The sequence below is a fragment of the Pseudoalteromonas sp. 2CM36K genome (assembly GCF_023161865.1).
GTDB classification, from domain to species: Bacteria; Pseudomonadota; Gammaproteobacteria; order Enterobacterales; family Alteromonadaceae; genus Pseudoalteromonas; species Pseudoalteromonas tetraodonis.
In genome coordinates, this window is the sequence record NZ_JALNTK010000006.1 from 93,751 (window position 1) to 118,092 (window position 24,342).

At 40.0% G+C, this 24,342-nt stretch carries 24 protein-coding genes; 16 read left to right on the plus strand and 8 right to left on the minus strand.

The features are described 5' to 3' along the window. Nucleotides 1–69 precede the first annotated feature (69 nt). On the minus strand, nucleotides 70–1,860 hold the full coding sequence (locus MTN97_RS05335) for an ABC transporter ATP-binding protein/permease (RefSeq protein WP_248473843.1): 1,791 nt from the start codon (nucleotides 1,858–1,860) through the stop codon (nucleotides 70–72). 112 nt (nucleotides 1,861–1,972) lie between these two features. On the opposite strand from MTN97_RS05335, the gene MTN97_RS05340 reads away from it, so the two are divergent. The 5 genes from MTN97_RS05340 (at nucleotide 1,973) to MTN97_RS05360 (ending at nucleotide 6,690) form a co-directional block, all read left to right on the plus strand. Beyond that, nucleotides 1,973–2,434, plus strand: a complete 462-nt coding sequence (locus MTN97_RS05340) for a hypothetical protein (protein WP_248473844.1) — start codon at nucleotides 1,973–1,975, stop codon at nucleotides 2,432–2,434. Nucleotides 2,435–2,541: 107 nt separating this feature from the next. Further along, nucleotides 2,542–4,380 (plus strand): protein translocase subunit SecD, encoded by a 1,839-nt coding sequence (gene secD, locus MTN97_RS05345; protein ID WP_248473845.1) that lies wholly within the window; start codon nucleotides 2,542–2,544, stop codon nucleotides 4,378–4,380. Beyond that, nucleotides 4,373–5,302 carry a protein translocase subunit SecF gene (gene secF, locus MTN97_RS05350; RefSeq protein ID WP_248473846.1) on the plus strand — a complete coding sequence of 310 codons (930 nt, stop codon included), beginning with the start codon at nucleotides 4,373–4,375 and terminating at the stop codon, nucleotides 5,300–5,302. The genes secD and secF overlap by 8 nt, the downstream gene beginning before the upstream one ends. A gap of 265 nt (nucleotides 5,303–5,567) precedes the next feature. Continuing rightward, on the plus strand, nucleotides 5,568–6,044 hold the full coding sequence (locus MTN97_RS05355) for a GreA/GreB family elongation factor (RefSeq protein WP_036983447.1): 477 nt from the start codon (nucleotides 5,568–5,570) through the stop codon (nucleotides 6,042–6,044). Between the two features lie 304 nt (nucleotides 6,045–6,348). Further along, nucleotides 6,349–6,690, plus strand: a complete 342-nt coding sequence (locus MTN97_RS05360) for a hypothetical protein (RefSeq protein WP_231485830.1) — start codon at nucleotides 6,349–6,351, stop codon at nucleotides 6,688–6,690. Between the two features lie 147 nt (nucleotides 6,691–6,837). Here MTN97_RS05360 and MTN97_RS05365 read toward each other — a convergent pair whose 3' ends face one another. Next, on the minus strand, nucleotides 6,838–7,173 hold the full coding sequence (locus MTN97_RS05365; RefSeq protein WP_248473847.1) for a zinc ribbon domain-containing protein YjdM: 336 nt from the start codon (nucleotides 7,171–7,173) through the stop codon (nucleotides 6,838–6,840). A 315-nt stretch (nucleotides 7,174–7,488) separates the two neighbouring features. Here MTN97_RS05365 and MTN97_RS05370 point away from each other — a divergent pair, with 315 nt between their 5' ends. From MTN97_RS05370 to MTN97_RS18105, 4 genes are all read left to right on the plus strand, one after another. Further along, a complete protein-coding gene (locus MTN97_RS05370) occupies nucleotides 7,489–8,883 on the plus strand; it encodes a RimK family protein (RefSeq protein ID WP_248473848.1) in 1,395 nt (464 codons plus the stop codon). Then, nucleotides 8,883–10,031, plus strand: a complete 1,149-nt coding sequence (locus MTN97_RS05375) for a GNAT family N-acetyltransferase/peptidase C39 family protein (RefSeq protein ID WP_248473849.1) — start codon at nucleotides 8,883–8,885, stop codon at nucleotides 10,029–10,031. The genes MTN97_RS05370 and MTN97_RS05375 overlap by 1 nt, the downstream gene beginning before the upstream one ends. Before the next feature lie 12 nt (nucleotides 10,032–10,043). Then, nucleotides 10,044–10,556, plus strand: a complete 513-nt coding sequence (locus MTN97_RS05380; RefSeq protein ID WP_013464839.1) for an MgtC/SapB family protein — start codon at nucleotides 10,044–10,046, stop codon at nucleotides 10,554–10,556. A 128-nt stretch (nucleotides 10,557–10,684) separates the two neighbouring features. Next, nucleotides 10,685–10,897, plus strand: a complete 213-nt coding sequence (locus MTN97_RS18105) for a hypothetical protein (protein WP_409418105.1) — start codon at nucleotides 10,685–10,687, stop codon at nucleotides 10,895–10,897. A gap of 30 nt (nucleotides 10,898–10,927) precedes the next feature. Here MTN97_RS18105 and MTN97_RS05385 read toward each other — a convergent pair whose 3' ends face one another. Next, the gene (locus tag MTN97_RS05385; protein WP_138626577.1) at nucleotides 10,928–11,938 is read right to left on the minus strand and encodes a GlxA family transcriptional regulator; all 1,011 of its coding nucleotides are present in this window, start codon (nucleotides 11,936–11,938) and stop codon (nucleotides 10,928–10,930) included. A 128-nt stretch (nucleotides 11,939–12,066) separates the two neighbouring features. On the opposite strand from MTN97_RS05385, the gene MTN97_RS05390 reads away from it, so the two are divergent. After that, on the plus strand, nucleotides 12,067–13,974 hold the full coding sequence (locus MTN97_RS05390) for a beta-ketoacyl synthase (RefSeq protein WP_248473850.1): 1,908 nt from the start codon (nucleotides 12,067–12,069) through the stop codon (nucleotides 13,972–13,974). A gap of 551 nt (nucleotides 13,975–14,525) precedes the next feature. Here the strand turns inward: MTN97_RS05390 and MTN97_RS05395 are convergent. Beyond that, nucleotides 14,526–16,043 (minus strand): leucyl aminopeptidase, encoded by a 1,518-nt coding sequence (locus tag MTN97_RS05395; protein WP_248473851.1) that lies wholly within the window; start codon nucleotides 16,041–16,043, stop codon nucleotides 14,526–14,528. A 228-nt stretch (nucleotides 16,044–16,271) separates the two neighbouring features. Here MTN97_RS05395 and MTN97_RS05400 point away from each other — a divergent pair, with 228 nt between their 5' ends. After that, complete coding sequence (locus MTN97_RS05400) at nucleotides 16,272–18,089, plus strand: protein kinase domain-containing protein (protein WP_248473852.1); 1,818 nt, start codon at nucleotides 16,272–16,274, stop codon at nucleotides 18,087–18,089. 57 nt (nucleotides 18,090–18,146) lie between these two features. Beyond that, the gene (locus MTN97_RS05405; protein ID WP_036982677.1) at nucleotides 18,147–18,581 is read left to right on the plus strand and encodes a DUF3859 domain-containing protein; all 435 of its coding nucleotides are present in this window, start codon (nucleotides 18,147–18,149) and stop codon (nucleotides 18,579–18,581) included. A 63-nt stretch (nucleotides 18,582–18,644) separates the two neighbouring features. Here MTN97_RS05405 and MTN97_RS05410 read toward each other — a convergent pair whose 3' ends face one another. The 3 genes from MTN97_RS05410 to MTN97_RS05420 form a co-directional block, all read right to left on the minus strand. Continuing rightward, complete coding sequence (locus MTN97_RS05410; protein ID WP_248473853.1) at nucleotides 18,645–19,061, minus strand: VF530 family DNA-binding protein; 417 nt, start codon at nucleotides 19,059–19,061, stop codon at nucleotides 18,645–18,647. 72 nt (nucleotides 19,062–19,133) lie between these two features. Then, complete coding sequence (locus MTN97_RS05415; RefSeq protein WP_248473854.1) at nucleotides 19,134–20,126, minus strand: MDR family oxidoreductase; 993 nt, start codon at nucleotides 20,124–20,126, stop codon at nucleotides 19,134–19,136. A 48-nt stretch (nucleotides 20,127–20,174) separates the two neighbouring features. Beyond that, entirely contained in the window at nucleotides 20,175–20,810 is a 636-nt protein-coding gene (locus MTN97_RS05420; RefSeq protein WP_069439469.1) for a TetR/AcrR family transcriptional regulator, read from the minus strand. Between the two features lie 363 nt (nucleotides 20,811–21,173). On the opposite strand from MTN97_RS05420, the gene rmf reads away from it, so the two are divergent. Further along, nucleotides 21,174–21,344, plus strand: coding sequence for a ribosome modulation factor (rmf, locus tag MTN97_RS05425; RefSeq protein ID WP_008114656.1), 171 nt, complete (start codon nucleotides 21,174–21,176; stop codon nucleotides 21,342–21,344). A gap of 63 nt (nucleotides 21,345–21,407) precedes the next feature. Here rmf and fabA read toward each other — a convergent pair whose 3' ends face one another. Next, nucleotides 21,408–21,923 (minus strand): bifunctional 3-hydroxydecanoyl-ACP dehydratase/trans-2-decenoyl-ACP isomerase, encoded by a 516-nt coding sequence (gene fabA, locus MTN97_RS05430; protein ID WP_008114654.1) that lies wholly within the window; start codon nucleotides 21,921–21,923, stop codon nucleotides 21,408–21,410. 195 nt (nucleotides 21,924–22,118) lie between these two features. Here fabA and MTN97_RS05435 point away from each other — a divergent pair, with 195 nt between their 5' ends. From MTN97_RS05435 to MTN97_RS05445, 3 genes are read left to right on the plus strand one after another with little or no spacing between them, the layout of a single operon-like run. Next, nucleotides 22,119–22,976: a 6-carboxytetrahydropterin synthase gene (locus MTN97_RS05435; RefSeq protein ID WP_248473855.1), complete on the plus strand. Its 858-nt coding sequence runs from the start codon at nucleotides 22,119–22,121 to the stop codon at nucleotides 22,974–22,976. After that, complete coding sequence (locus MTN97_RS05440) at nucleotides 22,969–23,787, plus strand: M23 family metallopeptidase (protein ID WP_069439467.1); 819 nt, start codon at nucleotides 22,969–22,971, stop codon at nucleotides 23,785–23,787. The genes MTN97_RS05435 and MTN97_RS05440 overlap by 8 nt, the downstream gene beginning before the upstream one ends. 5 nt (nucleotides 23,788–23,792) lie before the next feature. After that, on the plus strand, nucleotides 23,793–24,227 hold the full coding sequence (locus MTN97_RS05445; RefSeq protein ID WP_248473857.1) for an acyl-CoA thioesterase: 435 nt from the start codon (nucleotides 23,793–23,795) through the stop codon (nucleotides 24,225–24,227). The last annotated feature ends 115 nt before the right edge of the window (nucleotides 24,228–24,342 follow it).

The window sequence follows — 24,342 nt, forward strand, 5'->3', positions numbered from 1 at the left end:
GATGAATAAAATACTATCAAAATAGCAAAAAAACACTCAACTACTTCAATCGTTCTTGAGCGGCTTAGTTTATTGCGCCTTTGACTGCTTTTGCTGTAATGCCCACATACGGGCATATTCACCGTTTTGATCTAGTAGTTCTTGGTGTTTGCCTTGTTCAATAATTTCACCAGCTTTTAAAACAATAATTGAGTCTGCATCGGTTATAGTCGAAAGTCGGTGTGCAATAACAATACTGGTGTGATCATTTGCCACTTCACGCATTGCTTTTAAAATAGCTTGCTCTGCATGAGAGTCGAGCGCAGAGGTTGCTTCATCAAAGATTAAGATGGGTGATTGCTTTAAAATAGCACGGGCAATGGCAATCCGTTGTTTTTCACCCCCTGAGACTTTTAGTCCGCGTTCACCGACTAAGGTCTTATCGCCTTTATCTAAGCTATTTATAAAGTCGGTTAAGTGCGCCATGTTAATTGCTTTGTTTACCTCATCTTCACTGGCGCTAGGTCTGCCATAGTGAATATTTTCGCGTATGCTGGTATTAAATAACACAGTATCTTGCGGCACTATGGCAATAGCTTTACGCAAACTTGCCAGGGTGACTGTGTTTATGGCTTGATTATCAATTTTTATAGCGCCTGATGAAAGTTCATAAAAACGATATAACAAGCGGGCTAACGAGCTTTTACCTGCGCCACTAGCACCTACAATCGCTACCTTAGCACCAGGGTTTACATAAAAACTGACATCCTTAAGAATAGGGCGTTTACTATCGTAGCTAAAGCTGACATTTTCAAAGCTAATTGCCCCATTTTTGAGTGCTAATGGTTGCGCGGTTTCGCTATCTGCTACTTTGGGTGAGGTATTTAGTAATCCAAGCATGTTTTCAAGGTCGGTAAGGGCTCGGCGTATTTCACGGTACACAAATCCCAAAAAGTTAAGCGGTAAAAAGAGTTGAATCATATACGCATTGATCATCACCAGTTCACCAATCGTTAACTCGCCCGTGACGACCTCGCTTGCGCCAAGCCACATTAATGCGGTTATTGCACAGGCAATGATGAGCGCTTGCCCTGAATTTAGCGCCAGTAACGAGAGTCTGTTTTTTAATCGTGCTTGTTCCCAGGTTGCTAAAAACGTATCGTAAGTTTTAGCTTCATACTCTTCGTTATTAAAGTATTTAACGGTTTCGTAATTTAATAAGCTGTCTATGGCGCGGGTGTTACTTTGGTTGTCGGCAGCGTTTGACTCGCGAATAAAGCGGTTTCGCCATTGGGTAACTGTCACGGTAAAAAAGATATAAATAGCCACAGCAAGTAGGGTGATCAACGCAAACCAAATAGAAAACAAGGTGCCAAAAATAATCGCCACGGTAATTATTTCAAACAACGTGGGCACAATATTAAACATTAAAAAGCGCATCAAAAAGCTTAAGCCACTGGTGCCGCGCTCTATGTCTCGACTTATACCGCCAGTTTGCCTGTCTAAATGAAAGGCTAAATCTAACGAATGCAAATGTTTAAATACTTTAAGGCCAATATCACGCATGGCATGCTCGGTGACTCGAGAAAATACAGCATCGCGTACTTCACCTAAAAACACGCTGGCAAATCGCAGTGCGCCGTACATAACGAGTAATAAGGTTGGGACGAGCAGTAGGGGGTTAATTGATTTATCAACCGCATCAATTATTTCTTTTAAAGCCCATGGCATAAGAAGTGTCGCGCCTTTAGCACCCACAAGCGCTAATATGGCAATAAGCACACGCCCTTTAAATTTAGTGATATAAGGCCAAAGAGTTTGAATGCTTTGTTTTAAATTCATGGCATCGGGGCGTTTTACTGAACTTTGTCTGGAGCGCATCGAGGATCTCAGTATTGTTTTTATATAAATGAAATAGCTTAATGTTGGCTATTGTATTTTAATTAGCTGCCCTTATATACTAGCTATCCTTTATTTTAGTTTTAAATGACAGATGTTTAAATTTCGCGTTTTTTTAGCTACATGCTTGTTTTTTGTCGCACTCTTTAGTGTGCAAAGCCATGCTATGGGTGTAAAACACGAATTAAACAGTAACCAAAGCAGTTATAGCCATGTTGTTAATGTCGAAAATTTAACTAACGCTCCCACACCTTTAAAATCGCTAGGTAATTTACAGCATAAAAACTCAAAGCATTCTGAGTTTGCTGCGCATCAACCTAGGCTAACAGCCAATAACTCATTTTTATTTTTACACAGTGCGCAGGGCGATCCTGAATACGATGTAGTGCATGAGTTTTTTGCCCTAAATGGGTGTAGGCATATTTTTTTGCGACCGCAAACTGTCACCATAAGTCAGCCTTGGTATACCTGGGTATTTAAAAGTAAAAAGTCGCGCTTGAGCGGCTGGAAAGATGCGAATCTATTATACACCGCGGTAACCACCTACCACGCTTAATGTTTCTTATTTAATTTAATTGGTTTTAACGCTTTGCGTTTTGACCTGCAGATTAATTGTACCTAATAGGTACGTTACTGGGCTATGCCGAGTAATAAGGAACAACGATGTTAAGTCTAAAAAAACAAAAAAAGCCATTTATGGCTAAATTTAAATTAAGCTATGTAGCCATGCTGATTGTATTGGTTTTACTAGCAATAAGCGCCTTACCTAATTTATACCCGAATAAATCGTGGTTGCATATTAGTGCCGCTCCTGAGGTTAAAACACAAGCAATACCAAGTACTGAAAACATAGTACGCTTTTTAAATAGCCAAGGGTTTGAGGTCAGCCAAGGGGTAGAAAACCAAGCAACAATTAATGTGCTTTTAAATACACCTACGCAAAGTGCGCAAGCTCAAGCGGCTATAAAATCGAATTACCCAAACACACAAGTTAAAATTGTAGAACATGCAACCAGCCCTATTTGGTTACAAGAGTTTGGTTTATCGCCCATAAAGCTGGGTCTTGATTTAAACGGCGGAGTATTATTTGTACTTGATGTTGATTTAGATAAAGCTATTGATGAGCAATTACTCAGTGCTTACCAGCAAACGAAAGCCATTATTGTTAAACAAAAAGCCTATGGTGTTAAAGCAAAGCAAACTAACCAAGGCTTTGAAATAAGTGCATTAGAAAATGCAGCCGAAAAGCTAACCTCAGTTATTAACGACCTTAAAAGCCGCTTTGAAAATCTAACTATAACCACATCAACTCATGGCAACTTACAGGTCGTTAAAGTGAGTTATTCTGAGCAAGGGCGCAGCGCATTTGATAATCAAGTCATGAGCCAAACACTCACTACGCTTCGCTCACGCATTGAAGAGTTAGGAATTACCGAGGCGGTTACACAGCGCCAAGGCAAGCAGCGCATTCGCATTGAGCTACCCGGCGTACAAGACCCAGCCGAGGCAAAACGTATTATTGGTGCTACCGCGTCACTTGGATTTTATCAACTTAAAGAGATTGGCGGGCAAACATTTAATTTGCAATCGGGTGGGACTATAAAGCTCGACCCTGTGCCTATTTTTACTGGTGAGCATATTAATAATGCCAATATTGGCCGTGATGACTGGGGTAAACCTTTAGTACAACTGAGCCTAGATAGCCAAGGTGGCGATGCTATGTCGGCGTTTTCTAAGGCGAATATAGGCAAGCCGATGGCAACGCTCTATTCAGAGTATTCACAAAATGCTCAAGGTGAAGTGGTTAAAAAAAGCGAAGTCATTAATGTGGCTAATATAGCCCAGCATTTAAGCTCACGCTTTAGTATAACCAATATGCAAAGCCAGCAAGCGGCTGCCGATTTAGCGCTATTACTTCGTGCGGGGTCGCTTACTGCGCCAGTGACCATAGTACATGAACAAACTATTGGTCCAAGCCTTGGTCAAGACAACATTAACAATGGATTGGCGGCCTTAATGTTAGGCATGGGGTTAACGCTTGTCTTTATGGCGCTGTGGTATCGTCGTTTAGGGCTTATTGCAAATGTTGCGTTAGTTTTAAATTTAACGTCTTTAGTGGGGTTAATGTCATTATTACCAGGGGTGGTTTTAACACTTCCTGGTATTGCAGGTTTGGTACTAACCATAGGAATGGCGGTTGATACTAACGTGATTATATTTGAACGCATTAAAGAAGAGCGCCGCAAAGGACGCCCTCCATATCAAGCGATACAAGAGGGCTATAAACAAGCTGCGAATACGATTTTAGATGCCAATATTACCACGATGATCACCGCTATTATTTTATATGGCATAGGTTATGGCCCTGTAAAAGGCTTTGCTATAACGCTGGCGCTGGGACTTATCACATCGGTATTTACTGGTGTGTATGTATCGAAATATTTAAGCCAAAGCTTATATTTAAAGCTGGGTAAAAAAGCAGGAGTAAACGCGCATGCTTAATTCTTTTTTAAAATGTGAGGCAGGGTCTCGTATACGTTATACAGGCATGCTGATCAGCGCCATATTTGTGTTGCTGTCGGTATTCACCATTGCACAAAAAGGGCTAAACTTTGGCCTTGATTTTACGGGTGGATACTTAATAGAGTTTACCACCAGCCAAGGTGTTGAACTAAAACAGCTTGAGCAATTTATTGCAAAAAATCATCAGGGTGAATTTGAGCTAACAGCACAGGGCAATAATCATTTTCAACTAACACAAGGCCCCAATAATACAAGCAATAACGATGACTGGAAAATGGCTATAATCCAAAATCCAACTATAAATGCTGAGGTTTTATCATCGGCTTATATTGGCTCTCAAGTGGGTGATGAACTATTTGAACAAGGCTGCTTAGCATTATTTGCTGCTATGGTTGCGGTAATGATTTATTTAGCTGTTCGTTTTGAATGGCGTTTGGCATTAGGCTCTGTGGTGGCTTTATTTCATGACTTAGTGCTGGTTGTTGGCTTATTCTCATGGTTACAAATAGAGTTTAACCTAACTGTTTTAGCCAGTTTGTTGGCGATTATTGGCTATTCATTAAATGACTCAATAATAGTTGGAGATAGGGTGCGCGAGCTGTTGCGCATACCAACAAACATCACACTCAAACCAAGTAGTATTATCAACAGTGCAATTAAAAGCACCTTAACTCGTACGCTTATTACCTCCGGGACTACGCTCGCAACGGTGGCAAGTGTTTGGCTGTTAGCTGGGGCGCCGCTTCAGGGATTTGCCATTGCTCTGTTTGCAGGAATAGTCGTAGGCACGTTATCGTCCATTTGTATTGCTGCAACATTACCCGAGCTACTTGGGTTAAGTGCTAAAAACTACGATAAGCAAGTGGATCAGCAAACACAGGCATTAATGGATATGCCATAGGCTTAAATCAGCATTGTTGTTACACAGCAAAGGGATAGTGTTAGGTGTAGCAACAATGCTAATACCAACCTGCATAAATATTTGAATAATTTAACGAATTAAATTCCCCTATAACGTTGTTAAAATTTTTTTATTTAGAACAGCTAGATGTCAAAAATTTTGCCTAGTTATAGAGTCATTTTCTTATCGTTAAAATAGGTCCCATATCAAAGTAGATTGGTATAAAATGGCAAAATTATTTTTACCGTATTTAGTGAATTTCCAAATGAATAAAGCCCATGTTATAGAGCACCTGCGTTTTGCCTTAGAAGAGCAGCTAAATACTGCGAAAATTGCAGCTAAAACAGCTCACGATACCGCGACTCACGAAGAAAGTATTGCAGAAACTCAATATGATACGCTCGGGCTTGAAGCCGCGTATTTAGCGCAAGGTCACGCTGATCGGGTGAATGAGTGTTATAAAGAAATACAACTATTTGAAGCCATCTACAACGACGCCGTTACAGGCACAATAGTAGTCAGTTCATTGGTGTGTTTAGCTGATGATGCAGGCACACAAAAATGGTTTTATTTAGGCCCAGCAGCTGGTGGATTAACCGTTGATATTAAAGGCACAACTATACAAGTACTTACCTCTGGTGCACCATTAGGCCAACAGTTATTAGGTAAACAAGTCGATGATGAAGTTAGTTTAACACTCGGTGATGTAAAACATAGTTACGATGTAGTTAAAGTGTTTTGAATGTAGTATTTATTTGTCTTTTACTCTGAGACGCAGCATCTCGTAGGCCTCTTTATTAAATAATTGCCTGAAACTGAACCCGCATTCGAATAATTTTAATCAACGCGCTTACGATGAAACATTAACTGTGTTACCTAATAAGCTAATATAATAAACTAGTTAAGGGGTGTTTATAGCTCGATGTTAGCCGGTTTCACTCAACACAACTAAGGTATTTATAGCGTGAACTTATAAGATTTACTTGAGTCTGATAATCATTAACGGATAAGCAGTTAAATAAAGGACATAAATCTAAGGGAATATTATGGAGATAGGGATTTTTACCGTCACAATTACGGGTGTTTTACTCACGGCTTTAATTATAAAGTACTTAACTTTTAGGCCTGAGCGTGTTTTTTCTGATATTGGAGAAAACGTTCTACTTTGCAAAAAACCTCACTGGTTCAATAATAATAAAAGTAGAATGCAGCTTATTCCTAAAGGGGCGATAATTAAAATACAGCTAGCGTCAAATACCGTTACTTTATTTTGTAAAAGTGGCAATGTTATTGATATACCAGTGCCAAACTCAAAGTTTACTGCCGATGTTTTGCAAAGCGCAAAAACACACTTTCACAAAGCAGAAGTCGTAATACTAGACAACTAACACACCAGTATGAGAACTGAATTTAGATTTTCAATTTTTAAAAGGCGCTTAAAATCAATTGGTTAAATTAGATTTTAGTTTGTTAATGCAATAAAGCGCCAAGATTACACAGGTTATGGCTGAATTTAATTTTTAATCTCAATGGGTTTAGGCTTTTTTAACAAATTTAGCCGTCACCATCATTTCACCTATGCCATCTACTTTACAGTCAAGCTCATGATCTTTTTTATCAAGTACATGTCTTACTAAGGCCTTGGTGCCAATTTTAATAACTTGTGAGCTACCTTTAATTTTTAAATCTTTAGCTACGGTTACTTTGTCGCCATCAGCAAGTAAAGTGCCGCTTGCGTCTTTCACTAAAATAGCGTCTTCGTCATTAATAACATTTGGGTTCCACTCATAGGCACATTCTGGACAAATAAGCAGCTGTTGGTCTTCGTAAACGTATTCACATTGGCATTTAGGACAAGCGGGAAGAGACATGATGATCACTTTTAGTATTAAATTTTGGCTATTTTAAAACACAAATTAGCAATAAAAAAGTTCATCAAAAATTTTTATCTTTACGCTAAAAATATCTCGTTTGTGCGCATCTAAAAAAGGGCATATAAATCACCTGTCGCTTAAGCAATTTAAGCGCTAACGTTTATAGTAGATATTCGTTAAAGCACCTATCGTATTAAGTGATTTGCTAAATGCTGCACTTAGTGCGATAGGTGTTTCTATTTGCTGTTTTATTCGCTGAGCTAACTGATTAGCAAGGCTGCTTTGTATATTTTGACTTAACTAGGAAAAGTCGTGTTTAAAACCTTAATAGTGGTTGATAACAATGAGCAAACGCTTGCTCTTTCATTTGAAAATGTCATTACCTTTAACACCTATTTGCGTGACTACCCAAAACGCAACGAACCAAAAACCCGCATTATTAATTTATGTGACTCAAGCCAATACTTGAGTAAGGGTTATTATTGTTCATTGCTTGCAGAAGCCCGCAAGCACCAAGTATTACCGAGTGTAAAAACAATTAACGCGCTTCGAAGCAATCAAGCGTCATTACAAAATATTGGCCATATTGATGGTGCTGTTTATTTTGGTCACGCGGGAAATGATCAACAAGCTAAAGCCGCTAAATCGGTATTTAAACAATACCCAGCGCCTATTTTATTTGTTGATGAGCAAGGCCTATTACAACAAGGATCATTAGCGTCCCTAAGCGAGCAACAATATGCTGCGTTTATTGAAAAGCTAAATGAGTTTACCCAAACGCAATGGCGTATTGGTAAAGTAGAGCGCCGTTTTCGTTGGGATATGGCGATATTGGTTGATCATAACGAAAAAGTACCGCCAAGTGATAAAGATGCAATAGCCCGTTTTATAAAAGCAGCAGCGAAACATGGTATTAACGCAAAAGCACTAAGCTTTGAGGAAATAGACAATATTGCCCAATTTGATGCGTTGTTTATTCGCCAAACAACAGCGATTGATCACCCAACCTACCGCCTTGCAAGTAAAGCGCAAAGCTTAGGTTTAGTGGTGATTGATGATGCGGAGTCTATTTTACGATGCTGTAATAAAGTGTACTTACATGATGCATTTAATTATCAAAAAGTACCGAGCTTAAAAACCGTGGTTGTGGCAGATCAATCAAAAGACACAATTGAGCAACTAGAAGCGTCGTTTACTTATCCGCTGGTATTAAAAATGCCAGAAGGATCGTTTTCAAAAGGCGTGTATAAAGTTGCTAATCGTGATGAATTAGAAGTTAAGCTTAGTGAGTTATTTGCTTTAAGTGCGCTAGTTCTGGCGCAAGAGTACATGTACACAGAATACGATTGGCGTGTAGGGGTACTTAATGGCCGTGCTATTTATGCGTGTCGTTATTTAATGGCGCGTAACCATTGGCAAATATATAACCATGACGCGAAACGGTTTTTCTCGGGTGGCTTTGAAACATTGCCTACGTTTGAATTACCTAAAGCTGTACTGGATGCTGCTTTAAAAGCATGTAAAACCGTGGGTAAGGGTTTATACGGTGTGGATGTAAAAGAGCATCAAGGCCGTGCGTATGTGTTGGAAGTAAACGATAACCCAAGTATTGATCACAAAGTAGAAGATGGTTACTTAGGTGATGAGTTATACATGATCATTATGGATGAGTTTAAACAGCGCCTTGAAGCACGAGGTCGCGGCTAATGCTTAACGCATTGTCTGATATGACGATTTTGGCAGGAGCGGGTATTAGTATTCGCCCTGCAAGCGCGAGTGATTTAAAAGCCTTAGTGGCGCTTGAAAATGCCTGCTTTAGTATCGATAAGCTTAGTGCGCGAAGTTTAAAGCGTTGGCTTAGTGCTAAACATGGGATTTTATTAGTCGCCGAGCATAATGCGCAATTATGTGGTTACGGTTTGGTGTGGTGCCACAAAGGCACGCGGTTAGCACGTTTGTATTCGTTAGCCGTATTACCGACGATGCAGGGCAAAGGAATTGCTAAAACGCTGCTTAAAGCCCTTGAAAAAGCCACTAGTGAGCGTGGGCGTATTTATTTGCGTTTAGAAGTGGCAGTAAATAACGACAGCGCCATAGGGCTTTATAAAAGTGTAGGGTATCGTGTTTTTGGTCAGTACAGTGATTATTACGATGATCACAGTGATGCCTTGCGCATGCAAAAAAACATCCGTCAAACCAGCGAGTTGCAAGTTGAGCGTTTAACGCCATGGTATCAGCAAACTACCGAGTTTACCTGCGGGCCTGCGGCATTATTAATGGCAATGGGCTCGCTTGATAACAGCACAGAGCTGAGTCAGTCACATGAACTTGCCTTATGGCGTGAAGGCACCACTATTTTTATGACCTCGGGGCATGGTGGTTGTCATCCGTTTGGCTTGGCATTGGCTGCAAATAAACGGGGATTTAAAAGTGAGGTTATTGTTAATACCTCAGAGCCATTATTTTTAGATGGGGTACGCAGTGATAATAAAAAAACGGTGCTGGCGACAGTACATCAGCAATTTGTTGAAGGCATAGCCTCGGCTAATATTTCTGTTACCTACAAAGATGTTGAACTAACTGATATAGAAACCTGGTTAAACCAAGGTTTTAGTGTGTTGCTGTTAATAAGTACTTATCGGTTTGATGGAAAAAAATCACCGCATTGGGTATGTGTTACTCATTTAGATGCGCACTGTGTGTACGTACATGACCCGTTTTGCGAACCAGGTAACGACAACCAATTAGCGATTGACTGTCAATATGTGCCAATTGCACGCAGCGATTTTAGTAAAATGTCTGCTTTTGGTAGTCAAAGGCTTAGAACGGCAGTTGCTATTGGTAAAAAAGAATAGATAGGATTTTAAGTGACATTTTTAGATTTTATCGATGTAGCTCCATACTCGTGGGCAGCTATTGGTACGGCGGCTTTTTGTGGGGCTATTATTGGTATAGAACGGCAATTGCGAGGCAAACCTGTAGGGATCCGTACTTCTGCACTGATCACTTTAGGTACTTACTTGTTTTTATCGACTGCGTTTAATTTACAAGGGGATGTGATTGATCATTCTCGCGTAGTCGGGCAAATAATTACCGGCATCGGCTTTTTAGGCGCAGGCGTAATGCTCGCAAAAGACGGTGCAGTAGTCGGGGTTACCTCTGCTGCCACCATTTGGGTACTGGCCTCCATTGGCGTGATGATAGCAACCGAGAATCTAGGGGCTGCTATTAAGCTCTCGGTGCTTGTGGTGGGTATTTTATACGGCGTTGATGTGCTAGAAGCTAAGTTTAAAAGCTTAAGTAAAGGCGTGCATGCTAAAGTGAAAAGTTATCATAAACGCTATTATCGAAAAGACAGTATTGATACCGAGCGCCACTAATTAGTGGCGTTTTTATGCGGGTAGTGCTTTGTTTTGGAAGCTAAGCGCATCTTCAGTTGGTGCGGGGCGGCCAATAAAATAACCTTGTACACTGTCTACATTGAGTATTCTTAACGAGTTTAGTTCTTCTGCGGTTTAACCAAACGAGAACAAGCCGCTATAAATTATGGCATCGCTATGCTGTTATTTATACTTACTTTGCGGTTGTGTTGCTCGCTATCACCGCAATTGATCTAGAGACTGGCATATCGCATTGGGTGTGTACTCTTCCTGTATTGGTTTACTTATTGTTTGGAAAAAAGCATGGCTTTATAAGCAGCTCTGCGTTGTCAACGGGCTGACTAAAATATCAAACAAGGGCAAAGAAACAATTAACCAAATAACTTTCGTCTGACTACTTTTCTGTATTCGCTCGGGGTTTGGCTCAATACCTTTTTAAACACACGGGTCAAGTGTCCTTGATCGTTATAGCCAACTTCTAACGCGACTTCCTGAATTGATAAGTTCGATGAGGCCAGTAATTCTTTTGCACCTTCAACACGTAGCTGCTGCCAGTACTCTATAGGGCTTTGATTTGTAGCAAGTCGAAACCTGCGTGTAAACGTGCGGTAGCTTAAGCTAAATTGTGCCGCGACTTCTTGTAAATCTAACTCACTAGATAAATTAGTTTTTAACCAAAATTGTATTTGTGCAATAAGTTCATCAGCATGTCGGTTAACGGCGCCTTCTAAATAGCGTTGATCTTCGTAGGGTTTACGTATTTCATGTGAAAAGTTCCGCTCAACATGCTGCGCCGCTTCTTTACCATAGTATTGGCTAATAATATGAACAATAACGTCAGCTAAGGCATTTAAACTCGCTACCGTATACAGGCGCTCTGATTGGGTAATAAAAAAGTCAGGTTTTAAGCTAACGTTTGGATAATCTTGAGAAAATTGCTTGGCATAATGCCAGTGAGTGGTTGCAGGGTGACCATCAAGTAAACCGGCTTCTGCGAGCAAACAATTGCCGGTACCAACACCAATAATATGGCTTCCCATCGTAAAACTCTCATTGAGCCAATTAACTATTGGTTGATTCGTTTTAACAACCGGGCGTGGATTACGCCAAATACCCGGAACAATGATTAAATCGCAATAGGGGGCGTTATCACTGCTGCAATCAGGCACGATGGCTAAACCTGTTCTGGTTGCAATAGGAGCCATATTTTTAGCAATTAAATGAATATTCAGCGCTCTAAAGTGTTGCTTACTAGTGTGCCCCTTGGCGAACGCTTCACCTGCTCGGAGCATTTCAATTGGCAGGGTTAAACTAGTTACCAGTAGGTGCGAGTAAACAGCAATGGCTATATTTAATGGTGAATTTGTTGGATTATTGCTCATTTAAATGATCCGACCAGTTTTTTTTGGCCTTTTGTGCTTAATATTTGGCTATTAAAGCACAAAGATGTGTGCGTAATCCATTTAAACTAATTCCATATTCTTATAACACGTTTTTTTAAAGGTAAATTATGACCGCATTACCCGTCATTGTCGGCATGGGAGGCATTAATGCCGCTGGCCGTACTTCTTTTCATCAAGGTTATCGTCGTATCGTGTTAGATAGCTTAGAGTCTCAAGCTCGTCAAGAAACATTTTTAGGCCTTGCCACATTAATGAATTTAGTGAGTGTTGTGAATGGACAACTACAAGACATGCAAGGCAATAATGTTGAGCAAAGCGACATAGAAGCACGTTTTGGTGAGCAAATTATTGCAGGTACATTAATTCGCAAAATTGAAAAACAACACTTTGATGTAGATGCCACGCCGTGGCAGCAAAAAATGACGTTAACCGCATCGGATGAAAACGCGATTGTGTTTGAAACACGCCGTCGTGATTTACCTTCGCCAGTTCCTGAAAGTTGGCACGTAGAAGAGCTTGAAAATAAAAAAGTGAAAGTAACTATTGCGGCTCAATTTGATATTAAACATGATTCTACTCGTGATAACCCAATTAAATCGGCAGGGCAACTACCCACAGGGTTTGATCCGTCAATTATGTACAATAGCCGCTACCAACCTCGAGGCTTACAAGCCACTATTTTTGCTGCCACCGATGCAATAAAATCAACAGGACTTGATTGGCAATACATTATGAATAGTGTTGAGCCTGATAAAATTGGTACCTATTCAGCATCGGTTATTGGCCAAATGGACGATAAAGGTTTAGGTGGGTTAGTTAAAGCGCGCCAGCAGGGTGATCGCGTCAGCACTAAGCAGTTGGCACTGGGTTTAAATACAATGTCGACTGATTTTATTAACGCCTATGTTACGGGCAATGTAGGAACTACTTTTTCTACATCGGGTGCGTGTGCTACCTTTTTATATAACTTGCGCGCAGCAGTAAATGATATACAAGCAGGGCGCACACGTGTTGCAATTGTGGCAAGTGTAGAATGTGCGATTACCCCTGAGGTGGTTGAAGGCTTTGGCAATATGAGTGCGCTGGCTAATATTGAAGGTTTGCGCCGCTTAGATGATTTAAGTAATGACGATGAACCTGATTATCGTAGAAGCAGCCGCCCATTTGGCGAAAACTGTGGCTTTACTTTAGGTGAAGGCGCACAAGTGGCTATATTAATGGATGATGCGCTGGCACTTGAACTAGGTGCAGACATTATGGGCTGTGTGCCTGATGTATTTGTTAACGCCGATGGAGTAAAGAAATCAATTACTTCACCTGGGCCTGGTAACTACATTACCATGGCAAAATCGGCTGCACTTACCAGTAGCTTACTAGGTAAAGAGGCATTACAGCAACGTAGCTTTATTTTAGCCCATGGTTCAAGCACACCACAAAACCGCGTAACTGAGTCGTTAATTTATCATAAAGTAGCGCAAACATTTGCAATAGATAATTGGAAAGTAACCGCCCCTAAAGCGTATGTTGGCCATACTATAGCACCTGCCAGTGGCGATCAGCTTGCCATTGCCTTAGGTGTATTTAGTCATAATATTATGCCGGGTATTACCACTATAGATAAAGTGGCTGATGATGTTTATGCAGATCATTTAGATATTCGTAACAATCACTATGATTGTGGTGATATGGATATTGCATTTATAAACTCTAAAGGGTTTGGTGGTAATAATGCAACAGCCACAGTACTTTCAGCAAAAGTAACGATGCAGATGCTTGCTAAGCGTCATGGCGATGAAACGATGGGGCTTTATACCAGCAAGCATGCAGCAGTAAAAGAAGCACAACAACACTATCAACAACAAGCAGATTTAGGTCAATACGTACTTGTTTATCGTTTTGGTGATGGGCTGATTGATGAAAATGACATTGTTATTGATGAGCACAGCATTCAGCTGCCAGGCTTTGAAAAAGCAATTACATTCAGTACAACAAATTCCTATCAAGATATGTTCTAAGCACACATACTTGTTAGCAAGGCGCTTTTTAAGCGCCTTTTTTAATATATGAACCCATTTTGTAGTTTAACTAATGCGCTAATTAGTTCCTTAACAAAAATATTAAAACTTCACCTCTTTGCAAATACTTCAAATTACTAATCTCTTATTCCGCATTAATCTTTGGATGGCCAGCCTGAAACTATTTTATTGGTGAAGCTTTGCACAGGCGTTGAGTCTTGATTATGTTTAACTTTTGAAGGGGCAGGCTTTATATAAAACAGGCAAACAATAGTACTATAACACCAGCTGCAATGGCTCAGAGCTGTTCAAAAAATAAAAGAAAACAAATAGATAAATAAAAACGCTATAAAGCAGGTAGGTTACTTTCATTCCATTGACCTCATTACTGTTTGTTTTTTCACCTTTGGCTATAAATTAAACAAAATCAATTAATAAAACGGTTTTAACTGTTTATTTATGAGGCCTTACCTATAAAGCTACTCAGTAAAATGCAAAAAGCGCCAAAACAGTAAACCTACTTTGGCGCTTTTATTAGTATTAATAAACAATTAGTTAGCTAATAACCATTCGCTTAGTAAGCGAACACCAAACCCCGTTCCCCCTGGCGAAAGCTCATCTTTACCTTTTTTCACTAAGGCATTACCTGCAATATCGATATGCACCCAACGTGTATCGCCAGCAAAATGCTCTAAGAAAGTGGCTGCAGTGGTTGCGCCTGGGCCACCTGATCCCACATTTGTTAAATCTGCAATGTCAGACTCCAACATATCTTTATACCCTAAAGGTAGGCGCCATAGGTTTTCGTTCACTTGTTTACCGGCTACCGTTAGTTGAGATACTAAAGCGTCGTCATCTGAAAACACAGCCGCGTATTCATTGCCTACAGCACGGATTTTTGAACCGGTGAGTGTTGCAACATCAATCATAATTTCTGGTTTGTAATACTCACGCGCATACCACATAGCATCACTTAATACTAAGCGGCCTTCGGCGTCGGTATTTAAAATTTCAACACTCAAGCCTTCAGCTGTGCGAACAACATCACCTGGTGCTACAGCGAACTGCGATACCATATTCGCAGCCATACCCATAACAGCTACCACGTTTTTCTCAGCTTTAGCTAACGCCATTGCTTTAACTGTACCCAATACTGCAGCAGCACCGGCCATGTCTGACTTCATACGTGCGATAGATGCGCCGGTTTTAATGCTGTAACCACCTGAGTCAAATGTAATGCCTTTACCAACAAGGGCAATAGGGGCATCGTCAGACCCTTTATAATGGGCAACCACTAAACGGGCACCTTGCTGGCTACCTCGGCCAACAGCTTCTAATGCACCCATACCCAGTTCTTTTATTTCTTTAGGCTCTAATACTTTGATGGTTACGCCTAAAGATGCTAATTCTTTTGCCGCATTAGCAAAGTCAACCGGCGTCATTTCGGTAGCGACTTCAGAGGTTAAATCGCGGGCTAAAAAAACACCCGCTTGAATACTTTCTAATTGGGTGTAAAGCTTGCGAGTTTGCTTGGTGTTATTAACATCAAATGTGTAGCTAACTGTTTCAGTGTTTGGTTCTTTTTTATAGTTTTCAAAACGATGATCGCGTAAGTTTGCACCATGGGCAAAGTTAGCAGCAAGTAATGCATTGTCACTTACACCGGTTACATCTTCAAAAACAACGCTGGCAGTACCAACTTTGGCTTTAACTAGTTGAGCATGAATATTACCGCCTAACTTAGCTGCTTTTGCTTTATCAAGCTCGCTAGTTTTACCAGTACCTACGACTAAAACGCGGCTGTAGTTACTTTTACTTGGCGCAGCAAGTTGTGCCACTTTAGCGTAATCGCCGGTAAAATTTTCTATATCAATAACGCGTTGCAATTGGCCATCGAACTGCTTGTCGAGCGCTTTAAATTGGCTGTTATTTCCATCTTGGCTATAAAATACAACCAGCGTATTTGCATCGCTGTTCACTTTTGAAGAAAAATTAAAGTCTGCGGCTTGGGCATTCATGCACATACTCAGTGCAAGCGCGATTGAAGAGGCTTTTATAATACGTTTCATTTTTTTACCTAAGAATAATATAAAGGTGTGTTTTACACTATTTACGATGCTGTGGTTAAGTAGGATACGGCGAAATCGCAAATAACAGCGATATACGTCTAAATACCATGACATAACGACTTGATAAACATATTGTGATGCTTAAAGGTTTAATTAAAACAATGCTCGCGTTACTATTAAATATAAAGGTAACACTGCGCTTTTAACAACTAACCTAGAGAACCCACATTGAAAGCTAAAGAAATTCGCAATTTTTATATCAACGAAGAGCAATCGGTTTATTTGCTGTCACACCGTGATGCAAAAAAACATCGTCAGTGGCTTAATATTTGTATTAAACAGCTCACTTTGCTTGGGTATAAAAAGGTAGAAATGATTGGCTCAGGGGCATTTGGGTTTGTATTTGCAGGGGATGATGAGCATGGCCTACCTTGGGTGTTTAAGTTTTCTAGAATTACGCTCGCGCAAAGTGTACGTGATCGCCTTGAAGATGAAGCGTATATGCTTTCGCAAATCAAAAATCCCTTTGTGCCAACATTTTATGGCTTTGAGCGAATAAAAAAGCAAGGTATTTTGATGATGGCGCGCGCCATTGGTGAAGACCTTGAAAAAATATCACTAAAGCAAGGGCGCTTACCGGCCGCCAAAATAATGAGCTTAGCGGTTAAATTAAGAAATGTGTTGCTTGATTTACGTCGTCATAAAAATGGTTTAAGCCCGCAGCCTATTGTACATGGTGATATTAAACCCTCTAACTTGGTGTGGGATGAAAATGAAAAGCAGCTATCCTTGGTTGACTGGGGAAGCTCTGTTTATGCCCAAGTAGATGAACAAGGAAACCCAATTGCCAGTAATTTTATGGATTTAATGTCCGGCGATTTAAGTACCACTAACGCACGAATGGGTGATGTTTATTTTATAGGTGATGCGCAAATGTCGGGTGAAAAGTCATCCCCTCGTTTTGATGAGCAAGGGGTTGCATCAACGCTATATGCACTTGCCTCAGCGCAGTCTTGCCGATTTGGTGCTCAGGCTATACCGGCCAGCAGTTTAATGTTACCTAAGGAGCTGGCAAACGTTATTGATGGCATGCTTTCAAAAGAACGGTTGGTTAGAGACAAAGCGGGTGACTATTTTATGCGTAACATAGAAACCATGGCAAAAGCGTATTTACCACAACTACCAAAAACAGAAACTAAAGCGGCAATTCCGTTTTGGTTTAGCCAAGACCCCGAACCCGAAACCGTAGTTTATAGCTCTAGAAAACAATTTTTACGCCAAGCCGACCATAAACAGCAATTACTCGATGTAAACGATGCTCAGCTTGATAGGTATTATAAAGAGTTTTTATTTGATACTGGGGATACCGAAAAAGCATTTTTAGCCTCTATTAGTCGTTTAGCTAAATATCCTGTAGTAGGAGGGCTCAGCTTTCATTGGAAAGATGAATCTTTGTATGTTGAATCGTCACTCATTATGCATGACGAAACACTCGCAACCGCGTTTACTGATGCGGTTAATAACACGGTGATGCTTGCACAAGCTATTAGCCAAAAAGGCTTATTTAAGTGCTGTTTATTTGATGCCCGCAAAACAATTCAGTTAGAACGTGATGGCACCGGCGCATTTAAATTTAATCAATTACCAGAGCTTGATTATGAAGTGGTTAATGTAAAAGCCAGCGAGGTGACGCGTCCGCATTCATATTTTGAAGATGGTAAAGACCCCGATGAGCAACTGCAACTGCCTAAAAAAGTCATTAAATGTGTATTTGAGCTAAACCAGATACATCATACCGGCTGTATTATTTTTGAGGCGCTGCCAGATAGGATGAAAATACATCATTACTACAGATTACTTGATGCCAGCAAAGAAGTACAATTTAAACGATTACTAAATAAGCTTATGCAATACGCGGTAAATATTACCGACGTGGGGGTGGCTGGCTTTATGAAGTTACCTTATAAAAACACTCGTGAGTTCGGTTTATGTGAACAACAACCCAGCAATTATTACCCTAAAAATCCAAAGCAACTACTTAATTAATAAACCGCTCGCTTAAGCTGGTGGTTTAAAAATTGAAAGTCAAAAATAGAAAGTTCAATGGCAAAATCTAAACCACAAATTACATTACAAAGTTTCGGCATATATAGTCACTGGGACAAAGACAGTAAATCACTACCGCAAATTACTCAATTCACTACGCAAGTCAAAGCAGAACTTGATGTAGAATTTGGTCTGATAGTTAATATTAAAAAAGCCAAAGGCGAAAAACTACATTTCTGTATTTACCACCCAGATATTATAGATACCAATGGCGAAGTGATGCTGCCTTTTGAGGGCACTGTATATGTTAAAGATAACGACTGGTCGTTTTATTTAGGCGATACGGTATGGGAGCCTATTGAGGATAAAATAGGTGACTGGCGTATGACCTTATCTTTAGCGGGGAAAGTCATTGCGGATAAAACATTTAAGTTAGTGGCTAATGAAGAGACAAAAACCGAAGACGACTTTTGGAAATACCGTGGTTATTAATTGCTACACTATGCAATAACGCAAGAGCTAACGTTTATTGTTAACTCTTGCCTAAAAGGTGTATTAGTTACCCCACGGGTTACTTGAATTTGAACGTTGCTTACGGGTACGCGCACGTTGTTTTGCTGCTTTTTTTGCTTGAATACGTTTGGCATCAGAAAAGCTTAACTCGCAAGGGTCACCTGGTTTATCACCTTCAGGGATAATACGGTCGCGTGGAGGCAGTTCGTATTGTACGTCATCTGGGCGAGGTAAGTTTTTAAGGCGGTACAAATAGAAATTATCTACTTTTTGTTGTGCCCACTCGGTTTTACGCAAAAATTTAACTGCAGATTTAATGTCTGGATTATTTTTAAAGCAGTTAAGTTGTAAGTAGGCATGCAGGAGTTCCCACCCATATTGCTCAACCAGTTCTTCAACCACTTGCTCTAATTTAACGCCTTGCAGTGGGTTATTACTGAAAAGTTCTTGGTTGCTCATAGGTGTTCTCTCGTTATTAAAAAATCAGCGAACATTATAAATTTAATAACGAGAGTTTAGTAGCAAAAATGCTTAACTTTGACAATTAACCACTACACGACCACGAATTTGGCCTTGCATTAGTTGCTCGGCGTTTTCAATGACTTGATCAAGATTTATTTCAGTTGAAATTTTATCCAAATAATCAGCATTAACTAATGAAGCTAAACGATCCCAAGCTTCAACACGATCCGCTTTAGGGCGCATAACGCTATCAATACCCATTAATGAAACCCCACGTAAAATAAATGGTGCAACCGAGGCCGGTAAGTCCATACCTTGAGCAAGCCCGCAAGCAGTAACAACCCCCCCGTATTTAAGTGATGCACAAATATTTGCAAGTGTATGGCTACCCACAGAATCAATAGCTGCAGCAAAGCGTTCTTTTTGCAGAGGTTTACCAGGGTTCGAAAACTCATTTCTATCAATTACATTAGTTGCTCCTAATGATTTTAAATAGTCTGCTTGCTCCATACGACCTGTTGCAGCGGTGACTTGATAACCTAGCTGGCTTAGTAAATAAATAGCAAAACTGCCTACGCCACCATTAGCACCGGTCACTAAAATTTCACCTGACTCGGGAGTAACGCCTTGCTTTTCTAGTGCAATAACACTGAGCATTGCCGTATAACCGGCAGTACCAATTTGCATAGCTTGTTTAGGTGATAAGTTAGCGGGTAGGGGAATTAACCAATCACTGCTCAGTGCTGCTTTTTGAGATAAGCCACCCCAGTGCTTTTCGCCAACACCAAAACCATTTAAAATAACGTGGTCGCCACTTTTAAATTCAGCACTGCCGCTGCTAGTCACTGTACCCACTAAATCAATCCCCGGCACCATAGGAAAACTACGTACAACTGGGCCTTTACCCGTGATGGCTAAGCCATCTTTATAATTTAAGGTACTGTAAAGCACATCAATTAATACATTTTCGTTTGGCAGATCGTCACTGTTTATGGTGCTTAGGGTTGCAGTGTAGTTGTCGTCTTGCTTATCTATAACAATAGCTTTAATAGAATTGCTCATTAGATTTCCTTTTAGACCGATCGTCTTTAAATTAATAATAAAAATACATTAACTGAGTAATGCGCGTAAAAACATTTCTGTGTATAAGGTAAGTGGCTTACTTGATTGGGTTAGTTTAGCTCGCATTACTGCACCTTCCCAACCCACCCAAAAATATTCACTCATTTGTTCGGTATTAATGTGTGGATTAATAGTTTGTTGCTGCTGCGCTAAATCTAAACATCGTTTTAATTGTTGTTGCCAAGCGATGTAGCTTTGCATTAAACGGGTTTTAAAGTCGTCACTTAAATGATTAAGCTCTTGATTTAAGTTACCCACCAAGCACCCGCGTTTGTAATCATACTTTTGCATTCCAGCAATTGCGCTTTGTGTGAAATTAACAATGCGCTCGAGTGCGGGGACTTCGGATTGCTCTAGGTAACATTTAAGTTTATTTATAAAAAAATCGTCGTAGGCATCAACAAGTGCCAAGCCATAGGCTTCTTTACTTTTAAAGTAATGATAAAAGGAGCCTTTTGGTACTTTTGCTTTTTTTAATATGGTATCGAGCCCTGTGGCACTAAAGCCAAACTCAGTTAAGGTTTCTAAGCCCACACGAATGAGCAGCGCTTTTGTATCTGCGCTGTCTCTGGCTATTTTGGGTGGGCGGCCACGCCTAGTTGCAACTGCTGGTGTTTTGTTCATGCTTCATATTAGACCGATCGGTTTTAATTAATCAAGTTTTTATTTGGAATGTTTTTAAAACAGCACTGACGTTCATTTTTTGATTACAAATTAATTTGGAACTTAAGGGGATATTGTTAGTCACAAATATGACACTTGTGTGTTTTGAACCGATGTATCGGTACATTTTAATAAAGTTAAATAGGTTAAAGTTGAGCAATAAAATTATTTTTAAATTAATTTATCATTGCATCAGCAGCTTAGTTAAAGTCAAACAAATTAATTGTATTTTGTGTTTGAATTAAACATTTTTGTTAGCTATTTATTAAATGTAGATGAACTTAATGCTACAAAAATATAAATATAAAGGTGAGGATTTTACCGATGAAGAGACAAAAAAGAGATCGTTTAGAAAGAGCTCATTCTCAAGGTTTTAAAGCTGGTTTAGCTGGTCGCTCAAAAGAGCACTGCCCTTATCAACAAGTTGATCCTAAGTCTGAGTGGCTTGGTGGTTGGCGCGAGGCAATAGAAAATCGGAATATGTATAAAACATAAACTCACAACGAATTTAAGCAAAAAAGCCTCTAGCTAGAGGCTTTTTTGTTGCGTGCGTTAAAATTAAAACGCGCTAGTGTCTTGGAATAAGCCCACTTTTAAATCTTTTGCTTCGTATATAACGCGGCCGTCTACTTCAACAGTGCCATCAGCCATACCCATAAACAACTTACGTTTAATAACGCGTTTCATATCGAGACGGTAAGTTACTTTTTTTGCCGTTGGTAGAATTTGGCCAGTAAATTTCACTTCGCCTACACCTAATGCGCGGCCAAGACCTGGGCCACCAGACCAGCCTAAGAAAAACCCAACCAGTTGCCACATTGCATCTAAGCCTAAACAACCCGGCATTACAGGGTCGCCTTTAAAGTGGCAGTCAAAAAACCAAAGGCTAGGGTCAATATCTAGCTCAGCAATAATTTGGCCTTTACCGTGCTCACCACCATCATCGGTGATAGAGATGATACGATCCATCATTAACATGTTGTCACTTGGTAAACGACAATTTCCTTCACCAAACATTTCACCTTGACCACAAAGGATCAAATCTTCTTTTGTATAGCTATTTTTAGGTTCCATAACACTTTATCTTTGCTTAGAAATTGCCCCGTACTTTAGCGTACACTTGTACGCTAAACAACTCGGAGCAGTTAAAAAATGGTCTAAATATAGCCAATCAGTCAATGCAACTGATTTTAGTATGATTAAACCGCGCAATTACTAACAGAAATCATTATAATTAGGGCTGACTTTTAATCAGTTTAAAGGAAATTTATGACCCTTTTTGTTAACTCACTCACTGTGATTGATTTTTCTTACTTATGCAATAAACGCGGTGCAGTTGGCGAAAGTTGGATTGTTGATTTGACTTTACATGGCAAACTAAATGAAGAGTCTATGGTTTTAGACTTTGGCTTAGTTAAAAAGCAAATAAAAGGCATCATTGATGAATGTATTGATCACCGTTTAGCTGTTCCAAATAACATAAACGGTAGCATTAATGAATTTGCTGATCATAAAATTTTAGATTGTACATTTGGTGAGAATAAGCACCTTGCAATGAGTGCGCCTCATCAAGCTTTTTGCCTGATAGATACCGATAAGATAACCATTGGGTCGGTTACAGAGTATTTAGTTGCCACAATACTGCCACAGCTTCCTGATAATATTGAAAAAATTGAACTTGTATTAAAGCCTGAGCACAATCAAAGTTTTTACTACCACTACAGCCATGGCCTTAAAAAGCATGATGGTAACTGCCAACGTATTATTCATGGCCATCGCTCACAAATTGGTATAAGCCTTGGCGGTATTTCTATGCCTCGTTTACAAAAACAGTGGGCTGATAAATGGCAAGATATATACTTAGCTACCAGCGAAGATAAAATCAGCGCCTCTGAATTAAAACATATTATCGCCAAAGAGGATGACGTGTGTTTTGCATATACAGCCGCGCAAGGTTATTTTGAAATGGCTATTAGCGAATCGCGTTGCGACATTTTACCAATGGATACCACAGTAGAATGTATTGCTGAGTATATTGCCGGCCAAGTAAAACTGCAGCATCCAGAAAAAGACGTAAAAATTACCGCTTATGAAGGCGTTGGCAAAGGGTCTATTAGTTATGCTTAAATCCTTATTAGTGTCAGCGTTAATTGCATCATTTAGTTTTAGTGCTTTGGCAGTTGAACTAAAAGGGCATTTAACTCAAGGCGGCTTGGTTACAGGGCAATTAAATAACGCAAAATCGGTTAGCTTAAATGATAAGCCATTAAAGCTATCTGATACTGGCTTATTTGTATTTGGTTTTGGTCGTGATGCAAAACCAAACCACACTTTATCATGGGTTGATAAAAGTGGAAAAAGCCACAGCCAAGATTTAGTTATAACCCTTCGTGACTACAACATCGATAAAATAACCGGTGTTGCAAAAAAATATGTATCGCCACCAAAAGCGGTCAGTGAACGTATTAGCCGTGAAGCGGCCGCGGTAAGAAAAGCGCGCGCTGTTAACTCTGACCTAGAATACTTTTTACAGCCTGTGCTTAGGCCAGCCGAGGGCCGTATTTCAGGTGTTTATGGAAGCCAGCGTTACTTTAATGGTGAACCACGCAGACCACACTTTGGTTTAGACATAGCAAATAAAACAGGCTCTCCTGTGTATGCGCCGATCAGCGGTACCGTGGTATTTGCTGAACCAGATTTATATTACTCAGGTGGCACATTAATTTTAGATCATGGCCATGGGGTTACCTCGACTTACATTCATCTAAGCAAGCTAGATGTAAAAGTGGGGGATAAAATTACACAAGGTATGAAAGTGGCAGAAATAGGTGCTACGGGCCGTGTAACTGGCCCACATTTAGATTGGCGATTTAATTGGCAAGGTGAACGCCTTGACCCTGCATTATTGATGCAAGACACATTAGCAAACAAAAAGTAGAGATTATGACTCAAGTAGAGCGCGAAGCAATTATTGCGCAGCGTATAAAAGATTCGACCACATCGGTTACAAAAGCGGTATTTCCTGGGCGTACTAATCACCACAATACGCTATTTGGTGGTGATGCATTAGCGTGGATGGATGAGGTTGCTTTTATTGCAGCTACCCGTTTTTGCCGTAAGCCATTAGTGACTATTTCATCTGATAGGGTAGATTTTAAAGAGGCTATTCCGGCAGGTTCATTTGCCGAATTAATCTCAAAAGTGTCGCATGTAGGGAATACCAGCCTAAAGGTAGATGTTGAAATATTCCTAGAAACTATGCACAAAGATAATAAGCATTCTGCTATTACGGGTAGTTTTACCTTTGTTGCCGTGGATGATAACCACAGACCAACACCGGTAATATGCGATAAAATGCTACATGGCTTTGAGTTATAACGCTAAATAGTAAATTAATATAAGCACCTAGTTTTGGTGCTTATATTGAAATCCGTCAAGAACACATCATACTTAATCTGTTAGTGCTGCAAACTTAGCATTAATGTTTGTTTGC

Bases quoted from the DNA above. Each gene is read 5' to 3' on its own strand.
- MTN97_RS05445 (WP_248473857.1), top strand. From the start codon at position 23,793: ATGACTCAAGTAGAGCGCGAAGCAATTATTGCGCAGCGTATAAAAGAT.
- MTN97_RS05405 (WP_036982677.1), top strand. From the start codon at position 18,147: ATGGCAAAATCTAAACCACAAATTACATTACAAAGTTTCGGCATATAT.
- MTN97_RS05375 (WP_248473849.1), top strand. From the start codon at position 8,883: ATGCTTAACGCATTGTCTGATATGACGATTTTGGCAGGAGCGGGTATT.
- MTN97_RS05415 (WP_248473854.1), bottom strand. From the start codon at position 20,126: ATGAGCAATTCTATTAAAGCTATTGTTATAGATAAGCAAGACGACAAC.
- rmf (WP_008114656.1), top strand. From the start codon at position 21,174: ATGAAGAGACAAAAAAGAGATCGTTTAGAAAGAGCTCATTCTCAAGGT.
- MTN97_RS05340 (WP_248473844.1), top strand. From the start codon at position 1,973: ATGTTTAAATTTCGCGTTTTTTTAGCTACATGCTTGTTTTTTGTCGCA.
- MTN97_RS05385 (WP_138626577.1), bottom strand. From the start codon at position 11,938: ATGAGCAATAATCCAACAAATTCACCATTAAATATAGCCATTGCTGTT.
- MTN97_RS05395 (WP_248473851.1), bottom strand. From the start codon at position 16,043: ATGAAACGTATTATAAAAGCCTCTTCAATCGCGCTTGCACTGAGTATG.
- secF (WP_248473846.1), top strand. From the start codon at position 4,373: ATGCTTAATTCTTTTTTAAAATGTGAGGCAGGGTCTCGTATACGTTAT.
- MTN97_RS05435 (WP_248473855.1), top strand. From the start codon at position 22,119: ATGACCCTTTTTGTTAACTCACTCACTGTGATTGATTTTTCTTACTTA.
- MTN97_RS05410 (WP_248473853.1), bottom strand. From the start codon at position 19,061: ATGAGCAACCAAGAACTTTTCAGTAATAACCCACTGCAAGGCGTTAAA.
- fabA (WP_008114654.1), bottom strand. From the start codon at position 21,923: ATGGAACCTAAAAATAGCTATACAAAAGAAGATTTGATCCTTTGTGGT.
- secD (WP_248473845.1), top strand. From the start codon at position 2,542: ATGTTAAGTCTAAAAAAACAAAAAAAGCCATTTATGGCTAAATTTAAA.
- MTN97_RS05335 (WP_248473843.1), bottom strand. From the start codon at position 1,860: ATGCGCTCCAGACAAAGTTCAGTAAAACGCCCCGATGCCATGAATTTA.
- MTN97_RS05420 (WP_069439469.1), bottom strand. From the start codon at position 20,810: ATGAACAAAACACCAGCAGTTGCAACTAGGCGTGGCCGCCCACCCAAA.
- MTN97_RS05390 (WP_248473850.1), top strand. From the start codon at position 12,067: ATGACCGCATTACCCGTCATTGTCGGCATGGGAGGCATTAATGCCGCT.
- MTN97_RS05440 (WP_069439467.1), top strand. From the start codon at position 22,969: ATGCTTAAATCCTTATTAGTGTCAGCGTTAATTGCATCATTTAGTTTT.
- MTN97_RS05365 (WP_248473847.1), bottom strand. From the start codon at position 7,173: ATGTCTCTTCCCGCTTGTCCTAAATGCCAATGTGAATACGTTTACGAA.
- MTN97_RS05360 (WP_231485830.1), top strand. From the start codon at position 6,349: ATGGAGATAGGGATTTTTACCGTCACAATTACGGGTGTTTTACTCACG.
- MTN97_RS05355 (WP_036983447.1), top strand. From the start codon at position 5,568: ATGAATAAAGCCCATGTTATAGAGCACCTGCGTTTTGCCTTAGAAGAG.